This window comes from Candidatus Electronema sp. JC (assembly GCF_048287365.2).
GTDB lineage: Bacteria > Desulfobacterota > Desulfobulbia > Desulfobulbales > Desulfobulbaceae > Electronema.
Genome location: NZ_JBLWEM020000027.1, coordinates 1 through 14,542 on the forward strand (window position 1 = coordinate 1; position 14,542 = coordinate 14,542).

Annotated in this window: 13 protein-coding genes and 1 pseudogene; 8 read left to right on the plus strand and 6 right to left on the minus strand. The window is 58.4% G+C overall.

The genetic code is table 11. The features are described 5' to 3' along the window. The 6 genes from ACNKH3_RS04210 to ACNKH3_RS04235 all read left to right on the plus strand — a co-directional run. On the plus strand, positions 1-433 hold a 433-nt coding region (locus ACNKH3_RS04210; protein ID WP_420208365.1), incomplete at its 5' end, for a replicative DNA helicase. 112 nt (positions 434-545) lie between these two features. Next, positions 546-3,050, plus strand: coding sequence for a leucine--tRNA ligase (leuS, locus tag ACNKH3_RS04215; protein WP_417916110.1), 2,505 nt, complete (start codon positions 546-548; stop codon positions 3,048-3,050). Between the two features lie 29 nt (positions 3,051-3,079). Continuing rightward, positions 3,080-3,610 (plus strand): LPS assembly lipoprotein LptE, encoded by a 531-nt coding sequence (lptE, locus tag ACNKH3_RS04220; protein WP_417916109.1) that lies wholly within the window; start codon positions 3,080-3,082, stop codon positions 3,608-3,610. A gap of 213 nt (positions 3,611-3,823) precedes the next feature. Next, the gene (locus ACNKH3_RS04225; RefSeq protein ID WP_417916108.1) at positions 3,824-4,222 is read left to right on the plus strand and encodes a roadblock/LC7 domain-containing protein; all 399 of its coding nucleotides are present in this window, start codon (positions 3,824-3,826) and stop codon (positions 4,220-4,222) included. A gap of 66 nt (positions 4,223-4,288) precedes the next feature. After that, the gene (locus tag ACNKH3_RS04230; protein ID WP_417916107.1) at positions 4,289-4,894 is read left to right on the plus strand and encodes a GTP-binding protein; all 606 of its coding nucleotides are present in this window, start codon (positions 4,289-4,291) and stop codon (positions 4,892-4,894) included. A gap of 54 nt (positions 4,895-4,948) precedes the next feature. Next, complete coding sequence (locus ACNKH3_RS04235; protein WP_420208366.1) at positions 4,949-8,944, plus strand: hypothetical protein; 3,996 nt, start codon at positions 4,949-4,951, stop codon at positions 8,942-8,944. Positions 8,945-8,990: 46 nt separating this feature from the next. Here ACNKH3_RS04235 and ACNKH3_RS04240 read toward each other — a convergent pair whose 3' ends face one another. Then, the gene (locus ACNKH3_RS04240; protein ID WP_420208367.1) at positions 8,991-9,956 is read right to left on the minus strand and encodes an omptin family outer membrane protease; all 966 of its coding nucleotides are present in this window, start codon (positions 9,954-9,956) and stop codon (positions 8,991-8,993) included. 168 nt (positions 9,957-10,124) lie between these two features. Here ACNKH3_RS04240 and can point away from each other — a divergent pair, with 168 nt between their 5' ends. Beyond that, positions 10,125-10,754 carry a carbonate dehydratase gene (can, locus tag ACNKH3_RS04245; protein WP_417916104.1) on the plus strand — a complete coding sequence of 210 codons (630 nt, stop codon included), beginning with the start codon at positions 10,125-10,127 and terminating at the stop codon, positions 10,752-10,754. Here the strand turns inward: can and ACNKH3_RS04250 are convergent, their stop codons facing one another. From ACNKH3_RS04250 to ACNKH3_RS04270, 5 genes are all read right to left on the minus strand, one after another. Then, positions 10,755-11,360, minus strand: a complete 606-nt coding sequence (locus tag ACNKH3_RS04250; RefSeq protein ID WP_417916103.1) for a DUF4360 domain-containing protein — start codon at positions 11,358-11,360, stop codon at positions 10,755-10,757. An 84-nt stretch (positions 11,361-11,444) separates the two neighbouring features. Next, positions 11,445-12,008, minus strand: coding sequence for a DUF4360 domain-containing protein (locus ACNKH3_RS04255; RefSeq protein WP_417916102.1), 564 nt, complete (start codon positions 12,006-12,008; stop codon positions 11,445-11,447). Positions 12,009-12,089: 81 nt separating this feature from the next. Continuing rightward, positions 12,090-12,893: an ABC transporter ATP-binding protein gene (locus ACNKH3_RS04260; protein ID WP_420208368.1), complete on the minus strand. Its 804-nt coding sequence runs from the start codon at positions 12,891-12,893 to the stop codon at positions 12,090-12,092. 166 nt (positions 12,894-13,059) lie between these two features. Further along, the gene (locus tag ACNKH3_RS04265) at positions 13,060-13,428 is read right to left on the minus strand and encodes a type II toxin-antitoxin system VapC family toxin (protein ID WP_420208369.1); all 369 of its coding nucleotides are present in this window, start codon (positions 13,426-13,428) and stop codon (positions 13,060-13,062) included. Continuing rightward, on the minus strand, positions 13,376-13,597 hold the full coding sequence (locus tag ACNKH3_RS04270; protein ID WP_417916099.1) for a type II toxin-antitoxin system Phd/YefM family antitoxin: 222 nt from the start codon (positions 13,595-13,597) through the stop codon (positions 13,376-13,378). The genes ACNKH3_RS04265 and ACNKH3_RS04270 overlap by 53 nt, the downstream gene beginning before the upstream one ends. A gap of 170 nt (positions 13,598-13,767) precedes the next feature. Between ACNKH3_RS04270 and ACNKH3_RS04275 the strand changes: the two are divergent. Next, a pseudogene (locus ACNKH3_RS04275) lies at positions 13,768-14,406 on the plus strand (Fic family protein); the annotation flags it as partial. Between the last annotated feature and the right edge of the window lie 136 nt (positions 14,407-14,542).

Consider the following 14,542-nt stretch of genomic DNA (forward strand, 5'->3'; position numbering starts at 1 on the left):
TGATCTCGGTCTGGTGGTGGTGGATTATCTTCAGCTCATGCAGGGCCGCTCCGGCTCCGAAAACCGCAATCAGGAGATCAGCGAAATATCCCGCTCGCTCAAGGCGATGGCCAAGGAGCTGGACGTGCCGGTGCTCGCCCTGTCTCAGCTCAACCGCAGCTTGGAGAGCCGCACTGACAAACGGCCCATGATGTCGGATTTGCGGGAAAGCGGTGAAATTGAGGAAACTGCTGATGTAGTTCTATTTATTTACAGAGACGAGGTCTATAATAAGTCGCCAGAGAACCCGAACAGGGGCATTGCTGAGGTGATTGTCGCCAAGCAACGCAATGGGCCGACGGGTACCGTCAAGCTGATATTCCTCGGCGAATACACCTCATTCGAGAATTACAGCGAGCTGGAGCCGCCGCATGGCGGGGCTTCATTTGGCTGACAAACAGCCTGCACAGCAAGGGCTGCCGCGCATTTTTTGCTGTGCAGAAAAAACGCCGCGTTGTATGCTGCTCCGGGCAGCACAATTTTTCATTTCGGCAGGACAAGCGATCATGGACACCAGCAGACAGGAACCTCTCAAATACGATTTCAAAAGCATTGAAGCCAGATGGCAGCAGCGGTGGCTGACAGAAAAACCGTGCAAGGTCAGCGCGGACCCGCAGCGGCCTAAATATTACGTTTTAGAGATGTTCCCGTATCCGTCCGGGCGCATCCATATAGGCCATGCCCGCAATTACTCCATCGGCGACGTGGTAGCCCGTTACAAGCGGATGCGCGGCTTCAACGTCCTCCATCCGATGGGCTGGGACGCGTTCGGCCTGCCCGCCGAAAATGCCGCCATCAAGTCCGGCGTGCATCCTGCGCAGTGGACCTACAGCAATATTGACTACATGCGCGGCCAGCTCAAGGCGATGGGCCTCAGCTACGACTGGGACCGGGAAATCGCCACCTGCCGCCCGGAATACTACCGCTGGGAGCAGCGCGTCTTTCTCCAGCTGCTGGAAAAAGGGCTGGTGTACCGCAAGAAGACCACGCTCAACTGGTGCGAGGACTGCGCCACCGTGCTGGCCCGCGAGCAGGTGATCAACGGCTGCTGCTGGCGCTGCGACAAGCAGGTGGTGCCAAAAATCATGCACGGCTGGTTCCTCAAGATCACTGATTATGCTGAGGAGCTGCTGGCCGATTTGGACAAGCTGAGCGGCTGGCCGGAAAAAGTCGTGACCATGCAGCGCAACTGGATCGGCAGGAGCCAAGGCTTGGCCTGCGATTTCCAAGTTGAAAACAGCGCGGCAAAAATCACCATTTTCACCACCCGCCCGGACACGATTTTCGGCGTGACTTTCATGTCCTTGGCACCGGAGCATCCGCTGATTGATTCGCTGATCGCGGGCGCGGAGCAAGAGGCGGCGGTGCGCGGCTTCATCGAGCAGACTTTGCTGGAAAAGCAGCGCATGGCCTTGGATCAGGAGCCGGAGAAGCACGGCATTTTCACCGGAAAATACTGCCTCAACCCGTTCAACGGCGAGCGGGTGCCGATTTATGTCGCCAATTTTGTCCTGATGGAATACGGCACCGGCGCGGTCATGGCTGTGCCTGCCCATGATCAGCGCGATTTCGAGTTTGCCCGCAAATACAACCTGCCGGTGCGTCCGGTGGTGCAGCCGCCGGGCGAGCCGTTAGACGGCGCAGGCATGGAGGCGGCTTGGGAAGGCGACGGCGTTTTAGTCAATTCCGGCAAGTTCAACGGGCTGCCTTCAGGAGAAGCCAAGAAAGCGGTGATTGCCGAGGCGGAAAAGCTGGGCTTCGGTAAGGCGCACATCACTTGGCGGCTGCGCGACTGGGGCATTTCCCGCCAGCGCTACTGGGGCGCGCCGATTCCGGTCATTCATTGCGAAAGCTGCGGCGCAGTGCCGGTGCCGGAGGAGCAGCTGCCAGTGGTTTTGCCCGGCACCACGCCGCCTTACGGCAGCCATGCCCCGCTGCATCATCAGGAGGCGTTTTACACCACGACCTGCCCGAAATGCGGCCAGCCTGCCAAGCGCGAGACCGACACCATGGACACCTTCATGGAGTCCTCATGGTATTTCGCCCGCTACACCAGCGCGCGCAAAGAGGACGGCATCTTGGATCAGGAGGCGGCAAAATACTGGCTGCCGGTGGATCAGTACATCGGCGGCGTGGAGCACGCGATACTGCATCTGCTCTACTCCCGCTTCTTCACCAAGGCCCTGCGCGACCTCGGCTATCTGGACATTGACGAGCCGTTCACCAATCTGCTCACTCAGGGCATGGTGATCAAAGACGGGGCGAAAATGTCGAAATCAAAGGGCAACGTGGTTGATCCGGACGACCTAATTCAGCAATATGGCGCGGACACGGTGCGGCTTTTCGCCCTCTTTGCCGCCCCGCCGGAGCGTGATCTGGAGTGGAATCCCCAAGGCGTGGAGGGCTGTTTCCGTTTCCTCAACCGGGTGTTCCGCCTGATTCATCTGAATTTGGACTGCTTCAGCGCGGACAATGCGGGCGCCGTGGACATCGGCGGCCTTTCTCCCGCTGACCGCCAGCTCCACCGCAAGACGCATCAGACCATCCGCCGGGTGACGGACAGCATTGAAAAGGATTTCCATTTCAACACCGCCATTTCTGCCGTGATGGAGTTAGTCAACCAGATCAGCATAGCAGCGGGCGAGGAAGCTGCCCAGCCTGTCGGTCGCCGCGTGCTGCGGGAAGCCTTCGAGGCTGTGCTGCACCTGCTTTTCCCGATGGTGCCGCATTTCTGCGAGGAAATGTGGCAGCTCACCGGTCATGGCCAGACCTTGCAGGAGCGGCGCTGGCCGGATTTCGACCCGGCGGCAGCGGCGGAAGACGAGCTGACCCTCGTCGTGCAGATCAACGGCAAGCTCCGCGCCCGTCTCACCGTTCCTGTCGGCACCGGCGAGGAGGAGCAGAAGGCGCTTGCTCTCGCCGACGAGCGGGTGAGCGGCTTCATAGCTGGCAAGGCGGTGCAGAAAATCATTGTGGTCAAAGACAAACTTGTTAATATTGTTGTCAAGTGAACTGCAAGCTCAAACCAAGGAGTGCGACTGTGAACCGGATATCCGCTGCCCTGCTGTCTTTTCTGTTCTTTTTGCTGCTGCTCGGCGGCTGCGCGGGCTATTATTTCCCCAATGTCTATGACGGCCCGGAGGTCGCCATCTACATGCCGACCTGGGGCAACCGCACTGACAAGCTCGGCATTGACAGCACAATGTACAACTCGCTCTCCGAGTGGTTCCTCAAATCCGACAAAATCAATCTGACCAAGGAAAAGGAGGGCGCGGACCTCATTCTCGCCGGTGAAATCATCTCCATCAATCTGCCCGGCATCGGCTGGAGCGGCGAGGCCCGCACCACCGATGTCAAAGTCGAGCTGACCCTGCGCTATGTGCTGAAGGACCTCAGGAACGGCAAAATTATCTGGGAGGCTCCGCAGGAGGTCTGGACCGAGGATTACAACACATTAGCCCGGCAGGCCAGCTCCGAGGACGAGGCGGTTGAGCATATTCTCGATGATGTTTCGGAGAAAATCTACCTCGGAACCATTTCCAGGATCCGCAGGCTGTCACGGCAGAACTGAGACCGGCGCTTGACAAAACAAGAGGCAGAGCTGAAAATGCGTTTATCTGCCCATGCCTGCGTTCCGGTAAGCAGGCCGTGAGAATAAAATTGGCAAGGCGGTCAAAAACAGCTTCCATATATATGATTATCTGGCGTATAGTCAAAAAATGGAGACAGACCGGTCGGCTCCAGCCCTGCCGGACAACCAAAGCAAAGCGAATGAGGGTACCAGATGAACTACGGTGTGGTCAGCCAAGAACAGCTTGAAAAAATTGATGAAATACTGTCCGAACAGCTCATTAAGATCGGTGTGGACTGTGTGATCATCATTGACATGGCAGGGAACATCATCACGGCGAAGGACAGCGGCGCCACCAAGTATGATGTCTATTCCTTCGCCGCTCTGGCAGCCGGCAATTTCGCGACCGTCGATGCGATGGCCAAGCTGGTCGGAGAGCAGGAGTTCTCCCTGCTCTTCCACAAGGGCACGGACTGCAACATCCATTTTTCCAAAATCGACGAGGAGCTGCTCCTGATCACCATGTTCGGGAAGCACATCTCATTAGGTTTTCTCAGGCTGAACGTTGTGAAGGCTCTGGAGCAGATCCGAAAGCTCTGGGGAGGCAAATGAGCATGTCCAGCTTCAGCTTGGAACTGTCCTTCGTCAACAGCATCAAACCAACAGCGGGAGACTGCCTTGAGCTTCATCAATCTGCGTGAAAAAATCGTCCAAGTCAAAGTCGTCTACTACGGGCCTGGCAGAGGAGGAAAGACCTCCAATTTGGAATATATCAACCGGAAGTTCAGCAAGCAGATTCAGTCCGAGATGGTCAGCCTCAAAACTCACGGCGACCGTACCCTGTTCTTCGACTTCCTGCCCTTTGACATGGGCAAGATCAAGGGCTATGAGCTGAAGATCCAGCTCTACACCGTGCCCGGCCAAGTGAAATACAACGCCACCCGCAAGCTGGTGCTGAAAGGCGTGGACGGCATCGTCTTCGTCGCCGACGCGCAGGAGGCGATGCGGGAAAAAAACATCCGCTCCCTCAACCAGCTGCACGAAAACCTCAAAGAGTACAAAGAGTCGATTTTCAAAATTCCCTTGGTCATGCAGTACAACAAGGTTGACCTCCGCGACCAAGGCATCCCCATCCTGCCCACCGCCGTGCTGGAGCAGGATCTGAACAGCAAGCTCAAGGTGCCGTACTTCGAGGCCAGCGCGCTGACCGGCCACAACGTTCCAGAAACCCTCAAAAAGATCATCTCTCTCACTGTTGTGTCGGTGCAGAAGAAGCTCCTGTGAACGGAACAGCATGGACAGCTGACGCAGCGCCCCTGACAAGTTCGGACAAAGATCATGGCTCCCTCAATCGACGAATTTGAAGACCTCACGCAGTTCGCAGACGAATCCTTCGACACCGGAGAAGTTGATTTATTTGAATTCGCCGACGACGATGACTCGCCGCTGCTGCGTCTCAAATCGATTGTGCTCTCGCTCGACTGGGACATCACCGAGGAGATACTGACCGAGCTGAACGAGGAGCTGGCCAGCCTGCGCGCCATGTGGAAGGACGACAAGGTGGCGCAGATTTATCTTCAGGGCATGGAGAATGTCGGCAGGTACATGCAGGCCGAAGGGGCCTACGCTCATCCTAACGCCATCAAGCTGCTGCTCACGCTGTACCACAACTATGAGAAAATAATTTCCTCGCCCAACATCAGCGGCGAAAACATCACCGCCATGCTCAAGGCGGACATCCGCAAGTTCAAGGTGCTGCAATATCAGATCAGCTCCTTGAAAAATGCGCAGTCCGGCGGACGCGAAGAGCCTGCCGCCGCCGAAGCCGAAAAGCCCAGATCTCCGGCCAAACCGGCCGCCGCCGCGCCGCCGTCCTCCTCAGCCGCCGCGCCAGCGGCCCAAGACAGCTCCGTGCCTGGGCCGCTGCGCAGCATGGAGGCCACCATTCTGGGGCTGGAATGGGAGGTCACGGACGAGGGGCTGGAAAAATTCAGCAAGGAGTCCGCCGAACTGCGCAGTCATTTGAGCGGCGACAAAGAGGCGCAGGTGCTGATTCAGGGCTTGCAGGCCCTCGGCGCCTACATCCGTGAGCAGAAAACCAACGCCCATCCTGATTCCTTCACCATCCTGCATTCGTTTTACGACGCGTTGAAAATGCTGCTTGAAAGCCCGCAGCTCGGCGCGGAGCAGCGGCGGCACATCCTGCTTGAGCAGATCGGCAGCTTGAACAGCCTGAAAGAGGTGATCGCCCGCGCCGCCGCAGGCAGGCATGAAGCGGCGGAACCAGAGGAGCCTGAACCTGAGCCGCAGGAGGCGCCTGCGGCAGACGATGCGGCCTTCTCCTTTAACGACGAGGACGATGCTGTTCCGGCGGCTGACGCGCCGACACGGCCTGCCGCTTCGGCAAAACCGGCGGCCAGCGGCGATGAGGATGAGGAGTTCGGCGATGACTTGTTTTCTTCGGGCGGCGGTGTCGTTCCCGCCTTGGCTGACGAGGAGGAGGAGGGCGGATTCAGCGACAGCCTCTCCACAGCGGACCTTGGCGCGGACCGGGCGACGGAGCTGGACGAGAAGCTGGATTCTTTTTTCAATTTTGATGATGAGCTGGATGAGGCTTCGCCGCCTGCGGCGGGAAGCAAGTCGGCGGCCGCGTCGGCCAAGTCTTCCTTGGCTCGTGTCCTTGATGACACGCCGGAGGATGAGGACGATGACAGCGCCGATTTGGACTCATCTTTTTTCAATTTTGAGGACGAATTTGATGAGGCCCCTGCTGCTGCGGCAGACAAGGGTTCAGGTGCGGCCTTAAACTTCGCTGACGATGACAGCGACAGCCTTTTTGGCGGCGAGACTGAGGAGGATGCCTCTCCGGCGGCCCAGCCCGCAGCTGAATTGGAACCAGGGCAAAGCCTTTCGGCGGCGGAGCAGGGCGACGAAGATGAGGAAGATGACGAGCTGGATTCTTTTTTCAATTTTGATGACGAGCTGGACGGGCCGCCGCCTCCGGCCAAAGCAAAAGCCGTGTCAGCGGCAGCGCCTGCCGCAGCGGCTGAGGATGAGGATGTGAGTCTCTTTGGCGACGAGGAAGAGGACGGCCCTGTTGCCGCGCTGGCGGATGAAAAGGAGATTCCGTCTGCGGCAAAAGAGGAGGATGAACTCGGTTCAGATTTCGACTCCTTCTTCAGCTTCGATGACGAGGAGGCCGCCGCGCCGCTGGCTGCTGAGGCGGAAGAGGAGCCAGCCGCAGCGGAGGAGCCAGATGAAGTCCTGAGCATGGATGTCGGCCTCTTCGGCGGCGAGGACGACGAGTCTCCCGCTGCCGTCCCTGACGAGGCGGATGAGGAAATTCCTGCCGCAGAGGCTGAGGCCGAAGCGGACATGCTGGATTCAGGCAGCCTCGACTCCTTCTTCAGCTTCGATGACGAGGAGGCTGCCGCGCCGCTGGCTGCTGAGGCGGAAAAGGAGCCTGATGAAGTCCTGAGCATGGATGTCGGCCTTTTCGGCAGCGAGGACGACGAGTCTCCCGCTGCTGCCTCTGACGAGGCGGATGAGGAAATTCCCGCCGCAGAGGCTGAGGCCGAAGCGGACATGCTGGATTCAGGCAGCCTCGACTCCTTCTTCAGCTTCGATGACGAGGAGGCTGCCGCGCCGCTGGCGGCTGAGGCGGAAGAGGAGCCAGCCGCAGCGGAGGAGCCTGATGAAGTCCTGAGCATGGATGTCGGCCTCTTCGGCGGCGAGGACGACGAATCTCCCGCTGCTGCCTCTGACGAGGCGGATGAAGAGATCGGCAGTGAAAAAGCCGCCGAGATCAAATCGAAACTTGATTCGCTGTTCAGCTTTGAAGATGATTCGCTGAACAATGATCTGGTGGAGGACTCGCAGGACGACACGCCGGATTTGGATGACGATCTCATAACGCCTTTGGACGATGAGCCGTCAGCAAAAATTGCGGATGAAAATCTTTTCGGCGCGGATGAGTTCAACGACAGCAGCAGCCCTGCGGCTGAGGAAGAGGAGCCTGTTGCTGACAGCCTGACTGCGGACAACGACGATGCCCTCTTCGGCTTTGACAGCGGGCTGGATGATGGCGGCGGAGCGGCGGAGGCCGGGGAAGAACCGGATTTTTCAGCAATCGGCGAAGATGAGGACGAAGCCCCTGCCGCAGAGGAGACAGAGGAGGCGTTCTTCAGCATCGCCGGAGACGAGGACAGTGACAGTCTCAGCGCGGCGGCGGAAGAAGAGCCGGAGGTGCAGGACGAGCCGTTCGGGCTGGCGGAAGAGGAGTCTGAAGCTGCTGAGGCTGACAGCCTGACTGCTGCGGACGACGACGATGCCCTCTTTGGCTTTGACAGCGGGCTGGATGATGGCAGCGGAGCGGCAGAAGCTGGGGAAGAACCGAATTTTTCAGCAATCGGCGAAGATGAGGACGAAGCCCCTGCCGCAGAGGAGACGGAGGAGGCGTTCTTCAGCATCGCCGGGGACGAGGGCAGTTACGGTCTCAGCGCGGCGGCGGAAGAAGAGGAGCTGGAGGCGCAGGATGAGCTGTTCGGGCTGGCGGAAGAGGAGTCTGAGGCTGCTGAAGCTGACAGCCTGACTGCGGACGAAGACGACGCGCTCTTCAGCTCTGACAGTGGCGCGTTAGTTGAACTTGCCGCAGGAAAAACAGATGAAGAGGCTGATGAGCTGACCGCAGCGGCCCTGCCGGACGACAATGAAGACGATTTGCTGCTCGGCAAAGAGTACGAGGCAGAAAGCCAATCAGCATTTTTTGGTCAGGATGACCTGCCGGATCCTTTTGCCAGCGGCGTGGAGCCGGAGCCTGCGGAAGACGAGGAAGAGGCTGCCGCAGGTCTGAGCGGAAAAGGCGCGGTCGCTGGCGGCGCAGCCTTCGCCTCCTTGGCCGCCGCCGCTGCGGCCCTGTCTGCGGTGCCGTCGTCTGCCCAGCTGCGGCAGGTGGCGGAGCTGGCCTCAACGGCCCGGCGCGAGGAGCCGCTGTCGGTGCCGCAGTCCATCATTATGAATCTGCTCGATTCTTCAGCGGCTTTGCTTGCACAGGCGCCTGAAGGCGCGGCGGCGGGCGGCGGCGCGGTGATGCAGGAACTGGCCGCCGCGCTGAAGCGGGCGGAGGAGCCGGAGGCGCTGGCCGGAGCGGTGAGCTGCTACACGGCATGGCAGCAGGACTTTTTTGCCGCGCTGCTCCGCCGCCCGCAGCTGCCGGAAGAAGCGGCTGCCGAGGACAGCTTGGGGCTGGTGCGAGAGGAGTTCTCCCGGCTCAAGCAGGAGCTGCTGACGGAATTCAGCCAGCTCCGCAAGGAGATGATGACGCTGCGGAGCTGAAGCGGCAGGCAAGGCGGAGCTGCGGCTCCGCCTTTGTTTTCAGCGGTTAAAAGGAATAGCCAAGACTCAGATAGCCGGAGGTCTGCCTGCTTTCCGCCTCCATGCCGATCCTGCCTAAAGCCTTGCCGTTCACGGTCTGATGCTGCTCGCCGTCCAAGTCAATCCAGACCTGATGCAGCCCGGCCTTCACGTGCCACCACGGCGTGAGATAGTAAATGCCTGAGAGGTCGAGCATCAGGGCCGAGCCGTCCAAATCTCCCTCAGCCCGCTTGCTGCGGAGCGGCAGCAGGGTCTCATCCTCCGCGCTGACTGACGGCGCCAGCGCGACGCTGCCTGCCAGCCTGAGCTGCGGCAGGAGCTGATATTCCGAGCCAAGGAGCAGATAGGGCATGGAATAGGTCAGCTCATACGCCAGCCCGGTTCCGCCGCCTTGAAAGGCGTAGCCGGACAGGCCGGAGGGCGAGCGCTGAAAAACGGTCCGGCCTTGATATTCAAAGTGCTGCCGCTGCCAGCCAGCCCCGGCGTACAGGCTCCACAGCGCCCGCTGCCAGAAGGTCCACTCTGCGGCGATGTCGAAAATCAGCGCGTCCAGCGAGGAAACATCGCTTTCCGAATAGACATCGAGCCGCTGCGGCAGCTCCGGCGTGAGCCAGTCGCGGTCTGTGATCTGCCCGTCCGGGTCAGTGAGATTGGTTCTCAGGCTGCCGCTGATCCGCCAGGCCGGGCTGAAGGTCCAGCCGAGATCAAGCCGGGCCAGCCCGATGTCGAGCGGCCATTTCAGCTCGCTCATCGGGAATATCTCGCTGCTGCTGCCGCCGTCGGCGTAGACAGCTGTTCCGCCGATGGCGTAGCTGCTTTCGCCGCCCATCGCCTCCAAGCCAAGGGCCATGTCAAGCTGGCTGGGCAGCGAGGACGAGGCCAGCGGCATCTGCGGGGCGCAGAGCAGTGCCAGCGCCGCCAGTCCGCAGGCGCAGCCCCGCGCCGTGTTTGTTCTGCTGTCTGAAGTGTTCATCATTTCCTCCTTGCGCCAAACTGCCGCGCCTGTCTCTGTCTGCGGGAATATCTGTCCGTTTTCTTTCAGACAGCACTGAGGCAACTCTACACCATGCCCGGCAGGAACTCAAGTCCTCCGCGCAGCGCGGAGGGCAGCAAGGACAACAATTATCAGGAGAGCGCGTTCATGCGGGTTTTGAAAAAGCTGTTTGAGCAGAACAGGAGATGGGCGGAAGGAATGAAGGCGCAGGATCCTGACTTTTTTCTGAAACTGTCCCGGCAGCAAAATCCGGAATATCTCTGGATCGGCTGCTCGGACAGCAGGGTGCCTGCCAATCAAATCATTGACCTGCTGCCCGGAGAAATCTTCGTCCACCGCAACATCGCCAATTTGGTCGTGCATACCGACCTCAACTGCCTTTCCGTGATTCAATATGCGGTGGATGTGCTGCGCGTGAAGCACATCATCGTCTGCGGCCATTACGGCTGCGGCGGGATCAAGGCGGCGTGGGAAAACAAGGAGCACGGCCTGATTGACAACTGGCTGCTGAACATCAAGGACATCTGCCGCCGCCATCAGCAGGAGATTGACGGCCTGGCGGATGATGCCGAAAAAATCAGCAGGCTCTGCGAGATCAACGTGATTGAGCAGGTGGCCAATGTCTGTCACACCACCATTGTCCAGAACGCTTGGAAGAGCGGCCAGGATCTGGCCGTGCATGGCTGGATTTACAGCATTGAGGACGGCATCCTCCGCGATATGAATGTCTGCTGCACCAACATCAGCGAGCTGCCGAGCGCATACCGGATGAGATGATCAGAGCAGCATGTTGAAAACGGCAGGCAAAGCCCGTTTTCCGCAGCTTTTCTGTTCCACATGCAGAACCAGCGTGTTCTGCATGTCAGCACTATCAACTGCAATGTAACTGCCGTCCGTCAGAGCTTCAACAGAGCTGTTGATGCGCAGGGTAACGTTTTCTCCGCATTTGCTGAATGTCTCATGTGTCAGCTCGCTGTCGCTCTCTGTGTAATCGCCGGACGGGCTGGATTCTTTTTTGATTCCCTCAGCCTGCCCGGCAAAAAAATATTCACGGAGAAATTTAGTCGAGCCGTCAGCGTATCCTCTCCAATCCGCCGTCATCACAGAAACCTGATGCCCGGCTGGCACACTAATGGGCACTGCGAAATTGCATGAGGCGCGTTCTAGATCGCTTTCGGCGTTTTCAGCTGGGAGTGCGGCATCATACACGCTGAACAGAACGGTCAGCGTGTCCGTGCCTTCGCCGCTGACGGTGTATGAGCCTGCGCCGCAGCCTGTTCCGGCGAATTTCACCGGAGCGTTGAAATAAACCTGCGCTGCCGCTTCTGTGACCGCAAGGCCAGCTGCCGCCAGCACTGCGGCGGCGATGATCATTCTTGTCATGGTCTCTCCTTTTACAAAATCCTTTTGCAAAAAAAAGAAACCCATGCCGATGCGGCATGGGTTTTCATCAGCGCGTCCGGCTTGTTACCGGCAGCGTCTCGAATGCAGCTGAAAAACGACTTTGTTTTGCAGATCAACCGTGTCAACGGCGATATAGCTTGGATTGCTGACCGCCCGCACTGAGCTGTTGATCCGCAGGGGAACAACACCGCCGTTGCAGCCGCTCCAAGTGTTGTGCATCAAATTGTCGCGTTCGGTGTAGTTGCCTTTGGGATTCGTCCGCGCCTGCGGCCCGCGCTGGCCTGCAAAAAAGTATTCGCGGAACAGCTCTGTTCTGCCCTCGGCAAAGCCCCGCCAGTCCGTGGTCATAGTTGAAACCTGAAAGCCCGGCGGCACCTTGACCGGGACGACAAAGCTGCACGCGGTGCGCTGCATTCCGCTGGCGGCATTTTCAGTCGGCTTGCCAGCGTCATAGGCGCTGAACAGCACAGTCAGAGTGTCCGTGCCGTCGCCGGAGAAGGAGTATTCTCCGGGTTTGCAGCCTGTTCCGGCAAACTGCATCGGCGCTTGAAAGACCACCTGCGCGGCAGCTTGGGTGGCGAACAAAGCCAAGGCGGCGGCGGCGAAAGCCAGTTTGAGTGTTTTCATGGCAACAGCTCCTTGAAAGGAATTTTCAGGCATGGGATTGCGCCTGTCAGTTCTGACAGAATATAATTCTCTCATTTTTTGTCAAGAGCTTTCTCCCGCGTCCGTTGTCTCCTCCCCCAGGTAAGCCCGGATCACCTCCGGGCAGCGGCGCACCTCATCCGGCTTTCCCTCGGCGATTTTCCGGCCATAATCCATCACAAAAATATGGTCGGAGAGGCTCATCACCAATTTCATGTCATGCTCGATCAAAAGAATGGAAACGCCTTCCTGGCAGATTTGCGCGATCAGGCGGTCCAGTTCGGCGGTCTCCTGCGGGTTCATGCCCGCCGCTGGCTCGTCCAAGAGCAGCAGCAGCGGCTCCGTGGCCAAGGCGCGGGCGATTTCCAGCCTGCGCTGCGCCCCGTAGGAAAGGTTTTTGGCCAGCTCGTCCGCGACCTCGGCCAGCCCGGTCTTTTCCAGCAGAGCGAAGGATCGGGCCGTGATCTCGCGCTCCTCCTGCTGCGTCCCTTTGTCCCGGAAAATCGCGCCGAGCAGCCCGGCCTTGGTCCGGCAGTGCCGCCCGATCATCACATTCTCCAGCACAGTCATGGCCGGGAACAGACGGATGTTCTGAAAGGTGCGTGCCAGCCCGGCCTGCGTCACCTTGTGCGGGGCAAGGCCGTTCAGCCGCGCCGTTTTGCCGTCAGGGAGACGCAGCTGAATCTGGCCGGAAGTCGGTTTGCATATTCCGGTGACGCAGTTGAAAAAGGTAGTCTTGCCTGCGCCGTTGGGGCCAATCAAAGCAGCAATCTCGCCCTGCCGGATGCTGAGGTCAAGGCGGTCCAAGGCGCGGATGCCGCCGAACTGCATCGTCAGGCCGCTGACTTCGAGGATGGGAGCTGTCATATTAACGTGAACCTCGAAAAATTGGTATTTTTGACAGTTATCGCGTTGCAACTGCCTGATTATTCGATGCCGATTTTGGCAAAATCGATATTTTTCGAGGTGACTTTCATTCTATCGTTTCCGATCTGCCGCCGTCAAGCTTAATGAACCAGACTCAGCATTAAAGTCATCGGCTCATGATCTGAATCGGGAATGCGGCCAACGCATCATGCGCCTGCTTCCATGCTCCGGCAAGCTGGGCATGGGCGGGACTCACAGCCAGCGGCGCAAAGCCCGCCTTCTCAATCCAGAGCGGAACATTCTTCGCCACGGCTGCCGCCTCCGGCAGCTTGCCCAGCCGGAATTTCGTTGTTATCTCCCAGACAGAGGCCGCGCTGATCAGCACGGCATTGTCCGCATCCTCAACAGCGCGGCGGATGCCTGCCGGAAGCCGGGAATCATCAAAAAGCCACCACAGGAAAATGTGCGTGCCAGCAGCAGGGTCATTTTTCCCATGCCAGCAGCTCCTCTTCCGGCAGCGGCTCAAAAAAAGCATCTGTGACCGCTCCCTTGGCAATGCCCGGCGTTCTCTTCCTCTGCGGCAGCGGCACAAGCCGGGCGCAGGGCTGGCCGGACTTTGCGATGGTGATTTCCTCGCCTGCCAAAACCAAGGCCAGCAGCCTTGACAGATGCGTTTTCGCCTCATGCACATTCACTGTTCTCATCGTCCTGCCCTCTGTTGTGTGAAACTTAGTCTCTTAACTTAGTTTATAGGAGAGAAAGTCGCTGATCAAGCCGAATATCATAGATGCGAAAAGCTGTTTTCTTATACATGAGAATCGGCTAATGTATAGAAAACAGCTTTTTTTATACATATCAGCAGCCGATAAGCATCATGCCCATACCTGCCCTGCCTCCTGAAAACGACTTGGAAACCAAGGATGTTCTGAAGAAAACAGCTTCAGCGCACCGCTACCTTGCCGAGCTGAAAGGGCTGGCTTCCACCATTCCGAACCAGTCCATCCTGATTTCCACCCTCACGCTGCAAGAGGCGAAAGACAGTTCGGAGATTGAGAACATCATAACAACGCATGATGACTTGTATAAATCGGAACTGAACCTGATTCTGAACCCTGCGGCCAAAGAGGTCAGCCGGTACGCGGCAGCCTTGCAGAAAGGCTTTGCCTTGGTGCGGCAGAGCGGCCTCCTGACCATCAACCACATTCTGGAAATTCACAAGGAGCTGGAGCAGAACGACGCTGGCATGAGAAAGGTGCCGGGAACAGAGCTGATCAACGAGCAGACCGGGGCTGTGGTTTATACTCCGCCGCAAGATCATCGGGAAATCCTGCGCCTGATGAGCAATCTTGAGCAGTTCATCAACGATGACGCAATGAGCGGCCTTGACCCCTTAGTGAAAATGGCGGTCATTCATCATCAGTTTGAATCCATCCACCCATTCTATGACGGCAATGGCCGGGCCGGTCGAATCATCAGCATTCTTTACTTAGTCGCCAAAGACCTGCTGCATATAGCCAAAGCAGTATAAAATGACTACACTGTGCGTATGGCATACTCAATAGATTTTCGTCGGAAGGTTTTGGAGATCAAAGACCAGGACAGCCTGAGCTTTGAAGAGACGGCTCTGCGTTTCGGAGTCAGCAAATCAA

Bases quoted from the DNA above. Each gene is read 5' to 3' on its own strand.
- ACNKH3_RS04250 (WP_417916103.1), bottom strand. From the start codon at position 11,360: ATGACAAGAATGATCATCGCCGCCGCAGTGCTGGCGGCAGCTGGCCTT.
- ACNKH3_RS04255 (WP_417916102.1), bottom strand. From the start codon at position 12,008: ATGAAAACACTCAAACTGGCTTTCGCCGCCGCCGCCTTGGCTTTGTTC.
- ACNKH3_RS04235 (WP_420208366.1), top strand. From the start codon at position 4,949: ATGGCTCCCTCAATCGACGAATTTGAAGACCTCACGCAGTTCGCAGAC.
- leuS (WP_417916110.1), top strand. From the start codon at position 546: ATGGACACCAGCAGACAGGAACCTCTCAAATACGATTTCAAAAGCATT.
- ACNKH3_RS04265 (WP_420208369.1), bottom strand. From the start codon at position 13,428: ATGCTTTTTTTGAGCCGCTGCCGGAAGAGGAGCTGCTGGCATGGGAAA.
- ACNKH3_RS04270 (WP_417916099.1), bottom strand. From the start codon at position 13,597: ATGAGAACAGTGAATGTGCATGAGGCGAAAACGCATCTGTCAAGGCTG.
- ACNKH3_RS04225 (WP_417916108.1), top strand. From the start codon at position 3,824: ATGAACTACGGTGTGGTCAGCCAAGAACAGCTTGAAAAAATTGATGAA.
- ACNKH3_RS04240 (WP_420208367.1), bottom strand. From the start codon at position 9,956: ATGAACACTTCAGACAGCAGAACAAACACGGCGCGGGGCTGCGCCTGC.
- can (WP_417916104.1), top strand. From the start codon at position 10,125: ATGCGGGTTTTGAAAAAGCTGTTTGAGCAGAACAGGAGATGGGCGGAA.
- ACNKH3_RS04260 (WP_420208368.1), bottom strand. From the start codon at position 12,893: ATGACAGCTCCCATCCTCGAAGTCAGCGGCCTGACGATGCAGTTCGGC.